Here is a 15,485-nt window from a genome sequence, read left to right as displayed (position 1 = left end):
ATGTCGTCCGCCCTGCTCTGGGACCGTGAGGTCGAGGCCGCGGTCGAGCGGCTCACCGAAGCCGCCGAGAACGAGTACTACAACCCCTACAAGACCTTCGACTGGCCCGAGGCGATCGAGCCGGGCGCCAAGTGGATGAGCGACGAGCTGCTCAGCCTGCACGGCACCGGCCTGGCGGAGGAACTGACCGAGGACCAGCTGCGCGAGCTCGGCAGGTGGGAGAGCGTCAACTTCTACAGCCTGAACGTGCACGGCATCCGGGAACTGATCCTGGAGGTGGTCAACCGCATCCACCAGCCGGGCTTCGAGGTGCCGACCCGCTTCTTCCACCACTTCGTGGGGGAGGAGAACGAGCACATGTGGTTCTTCGCAGAGTTCTGCCTGCGCTACGGCGGCCGGATCTTCCCGGACCTGACCATGGCCTTCCCGCGCGGAGCGGAACTGTCCGCGGAGTTCGAGAACTTCATCGTCTTCAGCCGGATCCTGATCTTCGAGCAGATCGTCGACCACTTCAACGCCAGGATGGCGGCGGACGACTCGCTGCCCGAGACGATCCGGGCGATCAACCGCATCCACCACCAGGACGAGTCCCGGCACATCGCCTTCGGCTGCCAGCTGGTGCGGGCCTTCCACGACCGGCTGCTCGCCAACGGCGACCAGAAGGAGCTGACGGCCGCGGCCGAGTACGTCCAGGGGTACATCGACCTGACGCTCCAGCAGCTCTACAGCGTGGAGGCGTACCGCTCGGCCGGCGTCCCCGACCCGCTGGGCTTCCGGGCCCGGGTACTGGCCCACCCGTCCCGGGCCGAGGCACACGCGAAGATCGCCGGCCGCACCTACAGCTTCTACCGCCGGATCGGCGTCCTCGCCTGAGACCGCGCTGCCCGCTCGCCGACCTGCCGTTCTGAGACCGCGCCTCTCACTCGCCGACCTGCCGTCCTGAGACCGCGCCCCTCGCTCGCCGACCTGCCGTCCCGAGACCGCGCCTCCCGCTCGCCGACCCGCCGTCAGGAGACCCGTACACCATGACCACGACGCTTCCCACCCCCACCCTGCGCGACCCCGGCCCCGGCCTGGTGGTCCTCGACCCGGACCGGGCCCGGCTCTTCCAGGAGCTCGACCAGCTGTTCACCACGATCGCCGACGAGCTCTCCGGCCAGCCGGTGCTCGGCCCGCCGCTGCTGCCCGCCCAGGCACTGGCCCGGCTCGACTACTTCCGCAACTTCCCGCACCTGGGCATCGCGGCCGCCCGGTTCGACGACGCCGCGGTGACCGCGCTGTCCTCCGGCACCGACGTGGGGCAGCTGCCCGCCGACGCCACCCCGGCCACCGGCTACATGCTGCCCTCCGCCACCTGCTACGGCCTGCTGCTCTCCCTCGAGGGCGCCGAGGTCGGCGAGGGCCTGCGGCTGACCGCCGTGGGCCGGTGCTTCCGCAACGAGACCCACTACGAGGGCCTGCGCCGGCTCTGGGGCTTCCACATGCGCGAGGTGCTCTACGTCGGCACCCAGGAGGGCGCCCGTGAACACCTCGACCGTTCCAAGGAGCTGATCCTCGGCCTGGCCGGGCGGCTCGGCCTGGAGCTCGGCTTCGAACCGGCCAACGACCCCTTCTTCGACAAGGACGGCTCGCGGGCCAGGCTCACCCGGCTCGACCCCGTGAAGTACGAGTTCACCGCGCCGGACGGCACCGCGATCGCCTCGGTCAACCGGCACCGCAACTTCTTCGGCGAGCGCCTCGCGCTCACCTCGGCCGGAGCCACCGCGCACAGCGCCTGCACGGCCTTCGGGGTCGAGCGCTGGGTGCACGCCATGCTCCTCGCCCACGGCGACGCCGACCGCGCCCTCGAGCGGGTGCGCACCGTGCGGGCCGAGCACCCGGAGCGGTGAGCGGGGCCGCCGGAGCGGTGAGCCGAGCGCCCGGATCGATGAGCCGGGCGCCCGCCGCCCGGCTGGCCATCGGGGCCCGCGCACTCGGCGTGGACTTCCCGGTGGTGCAGGCCGGGATGGGCGGGGTGGCCGGGCCCGCGCTGGCCGCCGCGGTCAGCGAGGCCGGCGGCCTCGGCACCGTCGCCTGCTACCGCTCGGCACCCGGGCAGGTGGCCCGGCTGGTCCGGGAGACCGCACGGCGCACCCGGCGCCGGTACGCGGTCGGCCTGGTGCCCGAACTGATGGGCCCCCGGCTGGCCGGACAGCTCGCCGCCGCCCTCGGAGCGGCCGACCGGCCGCTGGTGGTGAACAGCTTCGGGCTCCCGCCGGCCGACGCGGCCGCCGCCGTCCGGGCCGCCGGGCACCTGCTGCTCGTCCAGGTCGGCAGCGCCGCCGAGGCGGCCGCCGCCGCCCGGCTCGGCGCCGACGTGCTCGCCCTGCAAGGGGTGGCCGCCGGTGGCCGCCACCTGGGCGGGACGACCACCCGCGACCTGCTCGCCCGGGTCCGTGCGGACGGTCCGTACCTGCCGCTGCTGGTGGCGGGCGGGGTGGCCGACGGCCGTCGGCTGCGCGAGGCGGCGGCGGCCGGTGCGCACGGCGCGCTGATCGGCACGCTGTTCGTGGCGGCCGCAGAGTCCGACGCCCACCCCGACTACCAGCGCGCCCTGGCCGCGGCCCGGGCCGAGGACACCCTCGTCACCGACCGGTTCGGCCTCGGCTGGCCCGGTCGCCCGCACCGGGTCCTCGCCGGACCGGTCACCTCGGCGGCCGACCCGCCGCCGAGGGCGGTGGTCGCCTGGCTGACCGAGGACGGCGTCCGCCACCCCGTGGTACGCGGCGCGGCCACCGCCCCGACCGTCCGGACCACCGGCGAGATCGGCCACCTGGCCCACTACGCCGGCACCGGCTGCGGGGCCGTCCGCGCGGTGCGGCCCGCCGCCGAGCTGCTGGCCCGCCTGCGCGCGGACGCCCAGTACTGACCCCACCTCAACACCCCGTCAACGGAGGAACACCATGCAGCGCATCGTCGAGTGGATCCGGCAGAAGAACCCCGAGCTCGACCAGGAGCTCCTGCCCGACACCGACCTGATCGAGGCCCGACTGATCAGCTCCCTCGACTTCCTGGAGTTCATCTACCTGCTGGAACAGGTCTCCGGCCGCCCGGTCGACCTCGACCAGGTGACGGTGGACGACTTCCGCACCCTGGCCCTGATCGAGCGCGGCTTCGCCCCGGCCACGGCCGCCTGAGGGGACCGGAGTTGACCACACCCCCGTCGGGACCCGCGTCGAGCGGCTTCCTCGGCCGGCGGGCCCACCGCTGGCTGCCGGTGCTCCGGCTGCTGCCCCGGGCCGGACTGCCGACCGTCACGCTCACCGTCCTGTTCAACGCCGCACTCGGCCTGCTCCCGCTCGGCTTCGTCTACGGCACCAGCCTCGCCCTGGACCGGCTCCCGGACGCGCTGGGCGCCGAGGGAGCCGGCTGGAACGGGGTCGCCGAGGCGTTCGCACTGGCCCTGGGCGCGTTCGTGCTCCAGCAGGTGCTGGCCCCCTTCCAGAAAGTACTGAGCGAGCTGATAGCCCGCCGCGTGGACGGCTACTGCGTCCGCCGCCTGATGGCCCGCTCGGTCACCGAGGCCCCGCTGGCCGCGCTGGAGGAGCAGCGGACGCTGAACCTGCTGAGCGACACCCGGACCGCCTTCGACCGGGTCACCTCCACCCCCGGCGACGCGGTGGCCGGCACCCTCTCGCTGCTCGCCCGCTACGCCCAACTGGCCGGGGCCGTCGCCCTGGTGGGCCTGGCCCTCGGCCCGGTCGCCGGGCTGCTCGCCGGGGTGACCGCGCTGGTCATCCGGTTCGGCCAGCGCGGTTCCCTCGGCCGGTTCGCCGGGCTGTGGAAGGGGCTGGCGGACAACCGCCGCGAACTGGCGTACCTGCGCACGGCCGCCTCCGGCCCGGCGATGGCCAAGGAGATCCGGGTGCTCGGCCTGATCGGCTGGTTCGTCCGGCGGCACGACGCGGAGAGCCGGGCCTACCTCGACCGGCTGTGGGAGGGGCGGCGGCGCATCCTGTTCTGGCCGTTCGTCGGCTTCACGCTGGCCGGTCTCGCCGGCGGCGCCGGGGTGTTCCTGATCCTGGCCGGGGCCGCCGGCGAAGGGCGGCTGAGCCTGCTCGGTCTCGCGCTCGCCGTCCAGGCGGTGCTGATCCCGATGCGGTTCGGCGTGTACTTCCCGGAGAGCGACACCCAGACCCAGTTCGGCGTCCAGGCGTACCACTCGATGCTGGAGTTCGAGCAGCTGGTCTCGGGACCGGCCGCACCGCCCGAGGGCGGCGAGGGGCCGGAGCCGACCGGGACGGTCCGCTTCGAGCAGGTCGACTTCCACTACGGCGAGGCCGGGCGGCCCGTGCTGCGCGGCCTGGACCTGGAGATACCGGCCGGCACCTCCACCGCCGTGGTGGGCTTCAACGGCGCCGGCAAGACCACCCTGGTCAAACTCCTCACCGGCCTCTACACCCCGGTCGGCGGCCGGATCACGGTCGGCGGCGTCGAGCCGACCGGTGGCCGGCGGAAGGCCTGGCAGCGCCGGATCGCGGCGATCTTCCAGGACTACGTACGGTACGAGCTGACCGCCCGCGACAACATCGTGCTCGGCGCCCCGGGCCGGCTCCACGGCGCCGAGGCCGCGGCCGCGGTCGAGCGCGCGGTCGACCGGGCCGGGGCCCGGGAGGTGGTGGACGCGCTGCCGGACGGCCTCGACACCGTGCTCAGCGGCCAGTACGAGGGCGGCCAGGACCTCTCCGGCGGCCAGTGGCAGCGCCTCGCGCTGGCCCGGGCGCTGTACGCGGTCGAGGCCGGGGCCGAGCTGCTGATCCTGGACGAGCCCACCGCCCAGCTCGACGTCCGGGCCGAGGTCGACTTCTTCGACCGCTTCCTCACCACCACCGCCGGACTGACCAGCGTGATCATCTCGCACCGCTTCTCCACCGTCCGGCGGGCCGACCGGATCGTGGTCCTCGAAGACGGCCGGGTGGCCGAACAGGGCAGCCACGACGAACTGCTGGCGGCCGGCGGCCGGTACGCCGAGCTGTTCCACCTGCAGGCCCGCAGGTTCGCGGACCGGGCCGAGGACGACACCCTGCTGGAGGCGACCGGATGAGATCCACCGCTGCCCTGCTGCTCGGCATGGCCCTGCGCGGCAGCCGGGGACGGCTGTTCGGCGCCATGGCCCTGCTCCTCGCCGGCTACCTGGCCACCCCCGCCGTGGCCCTGGTGCTGCGCGGCTTCACCGACGCCGCGCTCGGCCACGATCCCGGCACCGCCGCCCGGCTCGCCCTGGCGGCGATCGCCCTGCTCCTCGCCGAGCTGATGCTCGGCCACTTCGCCCACCTGCTCTACTTCGAGCTGGGCGAGCTGGAGGAGGCCGCGCTCCAGGCCGAACTGCTGAAGCTCTCCAACGGCACCCAGGGCCTCGAGACCTTCGACAGTCCGGAGTTCGCCGACACCCTGGTGCTCGTCCGGGAGGACCTGCCCCGCACCCGGGCCGCCCTGGAGGCCCTGCTCCAACTCGGCGGCCTGGCGGTGCAGACCGTGGTCACCACCGCCATCCTGGCCACCCTCGACCCGTGGCTGGTACTGCTCCCGCTGGCCGCGGTGGCCCCCGTGCTGCTCGGCCGCCGGGCCCAGGACCGGGTGGAGCGGGCCAAGGAGCGGACCGCCCCCCGGATCAGGTTGACCCGGCACCTGCTCACCCTCGGGACCACCGCCACCGCGGTCAAGGAGCTGCGCCTGTGCGGCACCGAGGAGGAACTCCTCGTCCGGCACCGGACCGCCTGGCAGGCCACCACCGCCGAGCTCCGGCGCGGCCACCTGAGCGGAGCGCTGCTGCGCGCCGCGGGCCAGCTGGTCTTCGCGGCCGCCTACGGCGGCGCCGTCCTGCTGGTCCTCCGGCAGGCCGTGGACGGCCGGGCCGGCGCCGGTGACGTGGTCCTGGTGATCACCCTGGCCGTGCAGGTGAGCGTCCAGGTGGCCAGCGCGCTCGGACTCCTCACGGTGCTCCAGGGGGCCGGACGGATGGCGGAACGGATGGCCGAACTGCGCGGCCGGTCGGCGGCCATGGTCCGCCCCGGCGGCGACGGGACGGTCCCGGCCCGCCTCGAACGGGGCATCCGCTTCGAGTCCGTCGGGTTCCGCTACCCCGGCAGCGACCGCCCGGTACTGGACGGGGTGGACCTGCTGCTTCCGCCCGGCGCCACCGTCGCCCTGGTCGGGGAGAACGGCGCCGGCAAGAGCACCCTGGTCAAGCTGCTGTGCGGGCTCTACCGGCCCACCAGCGGCCGGATCCTGGTGGACGGGGTGGACCTGCGGGAGCTCTCCGCCGAGCAGTGGTCCGCCCGGGTCGCCCCGCTCTTCCAGGACTTCGCCCGGCTGGAGCTGCTGCTGCGGGAGAACGTCGGGGTCGGTGCGCTCGCCGCGCTCCACGACGACGCCGCACTCACCGCCGCGCTGGCCAGGGCCCGGGCCGAGCGGATCGTCGAACAGGTGCCCGGCGGCCTGGACGGGCTGGTCGGCCGCAGCTACGGCGACGGCGCCGAACTCTCCGGCGGCCAGTGGCAGACCCTCGGTCTCGCCCGCTGCCTGGTCCGGCCGGAGCCGTTGCTCATGCTGCTCGACGAACCGGCGGCCGCCCTCGACGCCGCCGCCGAGGCCGCACTGTTCGAACGGTTCGGCGACTCCGCCGGACAGGCCGCGCGCGAGCGGGGAGCGGTCACGCTGTTCGTCTCGCACCGCTTCTCCACCGTGCGCTCGGCCGACCTGATCGTGGTCCTCGAACACGGCCGGGTCCTCGAGGCGGGCAGCCACACCGAACTGATGGCCGACCGGCGCACGTACCGCGAACTCTTCGAACTCCAGGCCCGCGCCTACCGCTGACACCACTTCACCCACGGAGGAAAACCCATGACCCGCGACGAGTTCTACACCCGGTTCACCGCCCTGCTCCAGGAGGTCAAGCCCTTCGAGGGGCCCGACCCGGAGCCCACCAGCCGGCTCTGGGAGGAGGGATACGTCGACTCCCTCGCGCTGCTCGACATCGTCAGCTTCCTGGAGGACCTGGCCGGCCACGAGATCGACCTCTCCGGCGACGCGATCACCCACTTCTACACCATGCGGGCCATGTACGACGGCTACCTGGCGGTGGCCGAGCCGGCCGCCGGCTGACCCCAGGCCCCCACCCGGCCGCCGGGCGGCATCGGACGGAACCACGAAGGAGAGAGCGATGGACGCGGACGTACTGGTGATCGGTGCCGGCATCGCCGGACTCACCACCGCCGCACGGCTGTTGGCCCAGGGCCTGCGGGTGACCGTGATGGAACGGGCCGAAGGGCTCCAGGCGGCCGGGGCGGGCATCATGCTGCACCCCAACGCGCTGGCCCACCTGGACCACCTCGGCCCGGAGCTGTACGCCACCGGCACCGGGATCGCCCGGCAGGTCACCACCGACCCGGACGGCACCGCCACCACCCTGGACTGGGCGGCGGTCTGGGGCGGCCCCCGGCTGCCCCTGGCCGTACAGCGCATCCGGCTGGCCGAGCTGATGCTCCGCCACCTCCCGGAGGGCACCGTCCGCTGGTCCACCGAACCGGTCGCGCTGCACCAGCGGCCCGACCACGTGGAGGTGGAGTTCGCGGGCGGCCGGCGGCACGAGCGGTACGGCGTGGTGATCGGGGCCGACGGGGTCAACTCCTGGGTCCGGCGGCAGTACGTGGACCCGGCGGCCGAGCCCCGCTACCTCGGGCACGTCTACTGGCGTACGACCGTGCCCTCGCAGGCCCCGTTCGACTTCACCGACTGGCGGATCTGGCGGGCCGGCGGACACTTCTTCGGCGGCATGCCGATCGGCGGCGGACGCCACCACGTCTTCCTCCAGGCCGACCTGGACCGCCCGGTCAGGGTCCCCGCCGACCGCGCCCACCCCGAACTGGTCGCGCTGGCCGCGGAGATGGGCCCGCGGGTGGGCGCCCTGGTCGCGGCCCTGGACCCGGCGGACAGCTACAACGTCCGCCCGGCGCTCGGCCTGAGCGTGCAGCGCTGGACGGCCGACCGGATCGCCCTGCTCGGCGACGCGGCACACTCCTTCTCCCCGGCCACCACCCAGGGCGGCGCCATGGCCGTCGAGGACAGCGCGGTGCTCGCCGAGGAGCTGGCCCGCTCCGGCGTGGGCCCGCGGGCCCTGGCCGACTACGAGGCCCGCCGGCTTCCCCGGGTCCGGGACTTCACCCGGCTGGCCCGGCTGCACGGAGTGCTGTCCTCCAGCATCCAGCACGGCCCGGCCCTCGCCGCCGCGCCCGGTGCCGCCCCACGGCCGGCGCCGAGCCCGACCGCGTGGTTCCGACGCCTGTACCGCCCGCTGATGGACGCGGCCTGACCGGGCCACGGCCCCGCCTGCCGGGCTTGCACGCGCCTGGCCCGCCCGGGCCACGGCCCCGCCCGCCCGGCTTGCACGCGCCTGGCCCGACCGGGCCACGGCCCCGCCCGGCTTGCCCGCACCCGGCCTGACCGGGTCCCGCCCGGCCACCCGGCTTGCCCGCGCCCGGCCTGGCCGGGTCCCGCCCCGATCGCCCAGCACGCCCGTACCCCCCTGTACGTCCCCACCCCTGCCCAGAGGAGAGCTCGATGACCGGCCAGACCGGCCAGCCCACCGGTGTCCTGGCGGGAGCGGTCCGCCCGCTCGACGCGCACAGCATCGTCGAACTGATCCGCCGTCAGTCCAGGCGCCGCCCCGACGCCACCGCCCTGGTGCACGGGGACCGCCGCTGGAGCTACGCCGAGCTGTGGCGCTGGAGCGCCGCGCTCGCCGACACCCTCGCGGAGGCCGGGGTCGGCCCCGGCGACAGGGTGCTGCTCTGGGCGGACCGCACCCCGGCCACGGTCGCCGCCGCACTCGCGGTGATGGCCCTGCGCGCCGCGTACGTCCCGCTCGACCCCGCCTTCCCCGTCCAGCGGGTGCGGGCCGTGGTGGAGGCCGCCGACCCGGTCCTGCTGCTGCACGACTCGGCGGCGGCGACCATCACCCCGCCCGAGGTCCGGGTGCCCGCCGTCGACCTGGCCGGACTGCCCGGGAGCGGCCCGGCGCCCCGCGAGCGGGAGCTCCCCGAGCCGACCGACCCGGCCTACGTGATCTTCACCTCCGGCTCCACCGGCACGCCCAAGGGCGTGGTGATCGAGCACGGCTCACTGGCCAACTACGTCCAGTGGTGCGGCGCGGTGACCGGCCTGGCGGCCGGGGCGGGCAGTCCGCTGTTCGGCAGCCTCGGCTTCGACCACGCGATCACCTCGCTCTGGCCGGCCCTGGCCCACGGCAGCCGGCTCACCCTGTTCGCCGGTGTCTGGGACCAGCAGGCACTTTTCGAGGGCCTGGAGCAGCCGTACGAGCTCCTCAAGGTGACGCCCTCCCACCTGCGGTTCTTCGAGCGCACCGCCCGGCCCGACTACCGCCGCACCACCCGGCTGCTGATGTTCGGCGGCGAGGCGCTGGACCCGGCGCTGATCGCCGGGATCGGCGAACGCCTGGAGGGGGTACGGATGATGAACCACTACGGCCCGACCGAGGCCACCGTCGGCTGCTGCCACCTGGAGTTCGACCCGGCCGCCGTCCAGGGCCTGCCCAGCGTCCCGATCGGCCGGCCGATCTGGAACACCCGGGCCTACCTGGTGGACGACCGGCTCCGCCCCGCCCGTCCCGGTGAGGCGGCCGAACTGGTCATCGCGGGCGCGGGCGTGGCGGCCGGCTACCTCGGCCGCCCCGAGGCCGGGAACAACTTCCTCGACGAGGCCGAGCTGGGCGGCCCGTCCGGCCGGGCCTACCGGACCGGGGACCGGGTGGAGCTGCTCGCCGACGGCACCCTGCTCTACCTCGGCCGAGGCGACAGCCAGTTCAAGGTCAGCGGCTACCGGATCGAGCTGGGGGAGCTGCGCAGGCACACGCTCGCGGTGCCCGGGGTGTCGGACGTCGCGTTCGACGTGCTGCCCGGGGCGGTGGAGAGCCTGGAGGCGCTGCTGGTGCTCGCCCCCGGTGCGGACGGCTCGGCCGAGCAGGAGCAGGACGCCGTCCGCGCGGTGCGTGCCGCACTGTCGGCGGCCCTGCCCGCCGCGCTGGTGCCCCGCCGGATGAAGGTCGTCCCCGAGCTGGTGTTCAACACCAACGGCAAGTGCGACCTGGCCGCCACCAGGGCGGCTGCGGGCCGCTGACCCACGCGGTCACGCGCCGCCGCCCCTCCGCCCTCACCGGCGGTAGGCCCACCCCCACCCCGACCACCCACCGAACCAGGACCCCCGATGCCCCCTCAGCTCCACCTCTCCGCCATCGCGGTCGAGCTCGGCGACGCCGTGCCGCTCGCCGACGTCGCCGGCGATCCCGAACTCGCCGCCCAGCTCCCGGCCCTGGCCGAGGGCGGCATGGCGCACTGCCGGGTCTCCGGCCGGCCGGTCACCGACCTGGCCGCCGCGGCCGCCCGGGCGGCGCTCGCCGTGGCCGGTGACCCGGCGGTGGACTCCGTCGTCTACGCCACCGACTCGCCGTACGAGCAGACCGCCACCAAGGACCTCTGGCAGCTGCTCACCGCGGCCGGTCTCCCGCAGGCGCCCGGGGTGGTGGTCGGCGGCAGTGCCTCGGCCAACCTCGCCCCGGCCCTGCGCACCGCTCACGGCCTGCTGGCCGCCGAGCGGTCGGAGGCCGTGCTGCTCGTCACCGCCGACCGGATCACCGACACCACCCGGTACCAGCCGGTGGGCGTCACGGTGCTCAGCGACGGCGCGGCGGCCTGTCTGGTCGGGCCCGAGCCGCGCGGGCCCGGGTACCGCCTGCTGGCCTCCGCGACCGTGGTCCGGGCCGACGCCACCGAGGTCAGCAACTCGATCAAGGCCGCCAGCCTGGTGAAGACGGGGGTGACCAGGGCGCGCGCCGAGCTCGACCGGCGACTCGCCGACCCCGGGCGGCCCTTCCGGCACCTGGTGACCGGCAACTACAGCCTCGCCACCCGGACCTTCCTGGCCCGGCTCTGCGGCTTGGACCTGACAGCCAACCACGCCCCCGACGTGGCCGGGACCGGGCACGCCTTCTCGGTGGACCTGCTGGCCGGTCTCGCCGACCTCCAGGAGCGGAAGCTGGTGGACCCGGGGGACCGGGTACTGGTGCTCGCGACCAGCCCGCGCTCCTGGTCGATGCTGGCCTTCGAGTACACCGAAGGATGACCGGCATCGTCCTGGTGCGCTACCTCGACCTGGACCGCTGCGGCGACGGCCCGGCCCAGCGCCGCCTGCTCGACGAGGACGAGCTGGCCCGGCTGGGCCGCATCGCCGTACCGCGCACGGCAGCGCGTTTCGTCGCCGCGCACGCTGCGCTCCGGCTGACCGTCGCCCGGTACTGCGGCGTACCGCCCGGCCGGGTGCGCTGGACCAGGACCCCGAACGGCATGCCGCTGGTGGCGGCCCCCGATCCGGAGGTCCGGGTGAGCCTCAGCCACACCGGCCGCCACGCCGCGGTCGCGGTCACCCGGGGCCGCGGCATCGGCATCGACCTGGAGGGGGCCGGCGAGCCGCGCCGACTCCCGTCCTCCGTCCGGGGGATGCCCGTGGGGCCGGGTGGTTTCCCGGCGGCCTGGACCAGGATGGAGGCCTGCGTGAAGGCGGTGGGCGGGCGGCTGACCGAGGGTCTTCCGCTGCTCACCGCCGCCCCCGGCGTGGTCCGGGCCGAGCACGGGGCTCTGGCCGGAACCACCTGGTACGTACGGCAGCTGGCCGCGCCACCGGGGTGCGCCGCCGCCCTCGCGGGGGTCGGCCCGGCGCCGGTGGCCGTGGACCTCGGGCGGTTCCGGCCGCCCGTCGCCTGGCGCTCCGGTCAGCCCGGGACGTCGGAGAGGAAGCCCGAGACCAGCTCGGTGAAGCGCTCCGGCTCCTCCACCCACGGCCGGTGACCGGACCGCTCCAGTACTTCGAGCCGGGCGTCCGGGTAGCAGGCCGCGGCCGCCCGGGCCGGGGCCGTCCCGATCATGCCGTCCGAGGCTCCGGCCAGCACCAGGACCGGTGCCTTCACCGAGGCCAGCCGGTCCAGCCGGGCGTCCCGCGTGGCCGGGCCGGCGGAACCGGCGTAGAACGCCTCGCGCAGCCAGGCGTGCGGCGAGGCGTGCTCGGGCCGGTGCTCGGCCCGCCGGGCGTCGTCCCAGTGGTGCCAGAAGAACGGCGTGATCCGCCGGTGCAGCGCGGCGAGCTCGGCCCCGGTGGCGCCGCCCGCCACGATCAGCCGGTACGCCTCGGCCGCGTCCGGGTACCACGCCTCAGCCGTGCGCCGGGCCCGCAGCTCCGCCAGCTCGCTCTCGTCCGGCTCCCGCGAGACCCGCCCCACCGGGGCGACCAGCACCAGCCGCCGTACCCGCCCCGGGTACGCCGCCGCGTACTCCTGCGCCGTCAGGCACCCGGCCGAGTGACCAAGCAGGTCGATCCGGTCGAGCCCCAGGTGCGCACGCACCGCCTCGATGTCCCGGGCCTGTTCGGTGAAGGCCACCGTCCTCCGGTCCTCCGGCACCCCGGAGCGCCCGGAGGCCCGGGCATCCACCACGACCAGCCGCGCCCTCCGGTCGAGTCCCCCCAGATCGGCCAGGTAGCGGAGGTCCATCCCCGGCCCGCCGGGCAGGACCACCAACGGCGGCCCTTCACCGAGGAGTTCGTACCAGATCGCGGTCCCGTCATACGAAGTGATCGTCGGCATCCCGACACCCTCACACAGGCGGCCACCGGTTGGCATTATTGGTCCAGACCTTGGACGTCCGGTCCCGGCCCGGCCACAAGTCGTCACCGGCGATTGCGCGGCCCGGTTCGGCCGGGCTGGTGGCAGACTGGCCGGCGGTCTGCCGAAGGAGCACCTCGTGTCGATGATCCACCGTCTGCGCAGCGCCGTCCGCCGGACGTACCGGCGTGCCGTGGACCTCAGCCACCCGGCGCGTTCGCCGCTCGGCAGCGCGGTGGTCAACTGCGTGGTCTACCGGGACGGCGTACGGCAGGACGGGGTCCGGTCGGTCGAGGAGGCCGTGCGGCGCGTGCGGAAGTCGGGCGACGGGTTCGTGTGGATCGGTCTGCACGAACCGGAGGAGAAGGAGTTCGCGGGTCTCGCGGAGCTGTTCGGGCTGCACCCGCTCGCGGTGGAGGACGCCGTCCACGCCCACCAGCGGCCGAAACTGGAGCAGTACGACGACGTGCTGTTCGCCGTCTTCAAGACGGTGCGTTACGTGGAGCACGACGAGCTCACCGCCACCAGCGAGGTGGTGGACACCGGCGAGCTGATGGCCTTCACCGGGCCCGACTTCGTCATCACCATCCGTCACGGGGGACACGGTTCGCTCGGTCCGCTCCGCGAGGCCCTGGAATCGGAGCCCGAGCAGCTCGCGAAGGGGCCCTCCGCGGTGCTGCACGCGATCGCCGACCACGTCGTCGACGACTACCTCGCCGTCACGGAGGCCGTGCAGGACGACCTGGACGCGATCGAGACCGCGGTCTTCTCCGAGCAGGGCCACCGCGACGACGTCGGCCGCATCTACCAGCTCAAGCGCGAGCTCCTCGAACTCAAGCGGGCCGTGGCGCCGCTGGGCCGGCCGCTCCAGCGGCTCGCGTCCGAGCCGGTGCCGACCGTCGCGGCCGAGATACGCGCGTACTTCCGTGACGTGGTCGACCACCTGGCGCGGGTCACCGAGCAGGTCGCCTCGTACGACACGCTCCTCGACTCGATCCTCCAGGCCCACCTCGCGCAGGTGACCGTCGCCCAGAACGAGGACATGCGCAAGATCACCGCCTGGGCCGCCATCATCGCGGTCCCGACGATGGTGTGCGGCGTCTACGGCATGAACTTCGAGCACATGCCCGAGCTGCGCTGGACCTACGGCTACCCCCTGGTCCTCGGCGTCATGGCCGTCGCCTGCTTCGTCATCCACCGCGGTTTCCGCCGCAACGGCTGGCTCTGATCCCCGGGAAAACACGACGGCCCCCGGGAGGGGTCCGCTCCTCCTCCGGCGCCGCGCACCCGTCCGAGAGCCTTTGCCGGGACACCCCCTAGCGCACCACGCGGTGGCGGAGGTAGACGACCTTCGAGCCGAAGGTGCGGGTCTCGACGAGTTCGAGGTCCACCCGGCGCTCGTCCCGGGGGAAGAAGGGAATGCCGCCGCCGACGAGCACCGGGTGGACCATCGTCCGGTACTCGTCGATCAGATCCGACGCGGCCGCCTCGGCGGCGAGCGTCGCGCCGCCGATCGCGATGTCGCCGTCGCCCGGCTCGGCCCGCAGCCGCTCGATCTCCTCCGCCAGGTTGCCGGAGGCCAGGCGGGCATGGCCCTGCACGGTCGACAGCGTGGTGGAGAAGACCACCTTGGGGAGCGGGTTCCAGAGCGAGATCCACTCGCGCGTGGAGTCGTCGAGCGAGGGGTCCTGGTCGGCGGTCTCCCAGTACAGCATCGTCTCGTACAGACGTCGGCCGAGGAGGTGGACGTCGACCCCCCGGATCTCGTCGATCCAGAAGCGGAAGACCTCCTCGTCGGGGACGGTCCAGTCGAAGTTTCCGTCCGGCCCGACGATGTAGCCGTCGAGCGAGACGCCCATCGAATAGGTCACGTCGCGCATCGGAACTCCTCCTCGGTCACGGGGTCGACGGTACGGCCGACGGGCGCCGGAGGGCGTGCGGCTCGCGGGGTTCCCCCGGACCGGATTCTCAGGCGACGGGAACCACCCGCACGTCCCCGCCCTTCGAGTACACCTTCACCTTGTGCGGCGAGGCGGGCGCGTGCGCGACGCCGACCGTGCGGGAGCCGGCCGCCGTCGCGACGTCGAGGGAGTACGGACCGCCGGGCAGACGGACCGAGACGTCCCCGCCGTCCGTCGTCGCCGAGAGGCGGTCGGGGGCCGTGGTCATGCGTGCCGCGATGTCGCCGCCGGAGGTGTGCGCGACCAGGCTGCGGGCGGAGCTGTCCTCGACGGTGACCGAACCGCCGCCCGTGGTGGCCTCCGTGGCCGCCGACAGCTTCCGTACGAGGATGTCGCCGCCGTCCGTGTCCAGCTTCACCGGCACGCCGTCCGGGACCTCGATGCGGAAGCGGACCCCGCACGCGCGCGCCCCGGTGTCCCCGCAGCCGGACGCGGTGATGTGCAGGTCGCCGGACACGAGCTCGTGGCCGGTCGTCGGCTTGTGGGCGGTGTAGTCCAGGATCTCGGTCACGCGGACGGCGGTGCCCGAGCCCGCGGACACCTCGATGTCGCCGCCGGCGTTGTGCACCGTCAGGTTCCGGACCTGCTCGGACACGGTGTACGAGCGGGTCTCCGTCCGGGGGTCCGCGGTCGCGGAACAGCCCATGAGCAGACCGGAGACCGTCACGAGCGAGGCGATCAGCGGCACGGGACGCAGGAGGGGTGCGGAGGACATGAGGGGTGCGGAGGACATGCGGGATTTCCTTCGGTCGGGGGGTGGGGTTTCCGACCGGGAGGCTAGGCAGTCCGGCGGGCCGCCATGCGCCGGCAGGGGCAAG

15 protein-coding genes are annotated in these 15,485 nt (G+C 74.4%); 12 read left to right on the top strand and 3 right to left on the bottom strand.

Features of this window, described 5'->3' with window-relative positions:
- From SVTN_RS03615 to SVTN_RS03565, 11 genes are all read left to right on the top strand, one after another.
- On the top strand, positions 1-873 hold the full coding sequence (locus tag SVTN_RS03615) for a diiron oxygenase (RefSeq protein WP_041127769.1): 873 nt from the start codon (positions 1-3) through the stop codon (positions 871-873).
- Positions 874-1,025: 152 nt separating this feature from the next.
- A complete protein-coding gene (locus SVTN_RS03610) occupies positions 1,026-1,889 on the top strand; it encodes a class-II aminoacyl-tRNA synthetase family protein (protein WP_041127768.1) in 864 nt (287 codons plus the stop codon).
- A 38-nt stretch (positions 1,890-1,927) separates the two neighbouring features.
- Positions 1,928-2,908, top strand: coding sequence for an NAD(P)H-dependent flavin oxidoreductase (locus SVTN_RS03605; RefSeq protein ID WP_052498930.1), 981 nt, complete (start codon positions 1,928-1,930; stop codon positions 2,906-2,908).
- Positions 2,909-2,942: 34 nt separating this feature from the next.
- Positions 2,943-3,176 (top strand): hypothetical protein, encoded by a 234-nt coding sequence (locus tag SVTN_RS03600; RefSeq protein ID WP_041127767.1) that lies wholly within the window; start codon positions 2,943-2,945, stop codon positions 3,174-3,176.
- An 11-nt stretch (positions 3,177-3,187) separates the two neighbouring features.
- The gene (locus SVTN_RS03595; RefSeq protein ID WP_063782237.1) at positions 3,188-5,083 is read left to right on the top strand and encodes an ABC transporter ATP-binding protein; all 1,896 of its coding nucleotides are present in this window, start codon (positions 3,188-3,190) and stop codon (positions 5,081-5,083) included.
- On the top strand, positions 5,080-6,855 hold the full coding sequence (locus SVTN_RS03590) for an ATP-binding cassette domain-containing protein (protein WP_041127766.1): 1,776 nt from the start codon (positions 5,080-5,082) through the stop codon (positions 6,853-6,855). Before SVTN_RS03595 ends, SVTN_RS03590 begins: the two co-directional genes overlap by 4 nt.
- Positions 6,856-6,882: 27 nt before the next feature.
- Entirely contained in the window at positions 6,883-7,143 is a 261-nt protein-coding gene (locus SVTN_RS03585; RefSeq protein WP_041127765.1) for an acyl carrier protein, read from the top strand.
- 58 nt (positions 7,144-7,201) lie between these two features.
- The gene (locus SVTN_RS03580) at positions 7,202-8,350 is read left to right on the top strand and encodes an FAD-dependent oxidoreductase (protein ID WP_041127764.1); all 1,149 of its coding nucleotides are present in this window, start codon (positions 7,202-7,204) and stop codon (positions 8,348-8,350) included.
- A gap of 248 nt (positions 8,351-8,598) precedes the next feature.
- Positions 8,599-10,173, top strand: coding sequence for an amino acid adenylation domain-containing protein (locus SVTN_RS03575; protein ID WP_052498929.1), 1,575 nt, complete (start codon positions 8,599-8,601; stop codon positions 10,171-10,173).
- A gap of 87 nt (positions 10,174-10,260) precedes the next feature.
- The gene (locus SVTN_RS03570; protein WP_041127763.1) at positions 10,261-11,175 is read left to right on the top strand and encodes a beta-ketoacyl-[acyl-carrier-protein] synthase family protein; all 915 of its coding nucleotides are present in this window, start codon (positions 10,261-10,263) and stop codon (positions 11,173-11,175) included.
- The gene (locus tag SVTN_RS03565; RefSeq protein ID WP_041127762.1) at positions 11,172-11,897 is read left to right on the top strand and encodes a 4'-phosphopantetheinyl transferase family protein; all 726 of its coding nucleotides are present in this window, start codon (positions 11,172-11,174) and stop codon (positions 11,895-11,897) included. Before SVTN_RS03570 ends, SVTN_RS03565 begins: the two co-directional genes overlap by 4 nt.
- Here the strand turns inward: SVTN_RS03565 and SVTN_RS03560 are convergent.
- Complete coding sequence (locus tag SVTN_RS03560; protein ID WP_041127761.1) at positions 11,822-12,688, bottom strand: alpha/beta fold hydrolase; 867 nt, start codon at positions 12,686-12,688, stop codon at positions 11,822-11,824. The genes SVTN_RS03565 and SVTN_RS03560 overlap by 76 nt on opposite strands.
- A 163-nt stretch (positions 12,689-12,851) precedes the next feature.
- Here SVTN_RS03560 and corA point away from each other — a divergent pair, with 163 nt between their 5' ends.
- Positions 12,852-13,934, top strand: a complete 1,083-nt coding sequence (gene corA / locus SVTN_RS03555; RefSeq protein WP_041133514.1) for a magnesium/cobalt transporter CorA — start codon at positions 12,852-12,854, stop codon at positions 13,932-13,934.
- A gap of 88 nt (positions 13,935-14,022) precedes the next feature.
- On the opposite strand, the gene SVTN_RS03550 is transcribed toward corA, so the two are convergent.
- Positions 14,023-14,586: a dihydrofolate reductase family protein gene (locus tag SVTN_RS03550; protein WP_041127760.1), complete on the bottom strand. Its 564-nt coding sequence runs from the start codon at positions 14,584-14,586 to the stop codon at positions 14,023-14,025.
- 88 nt (positions 14,587-14,674) lie between these two features.
- A complete protein-coding gene (locus SVTN_RS03545) occupies positions 14,675-15,400 on the bottom strand; it encodes a DUF4097 family beta strand repeat-containing protein (RefSeq protein WP_052498928.1) in 726 nt (241 codons plus the stop codon).
- Between the last annotated feature and the right edge of the window lie 85 nt (positions 15,401-15,485).

Origin of the sequence: Streptomyces vietnamensis, from assembly GCF_000830005.1 — a bacterium.
Taxonomy (GTDB): Bacteria; Actinomycetota; Actinomycetes; order Streptomycetales; family Streptomycetaceae; genus Streptomyces; species Streptomyces vietnamensis.
This window is presented reverse-complemented; position numbering and strand designations above follow the sequence as displayed.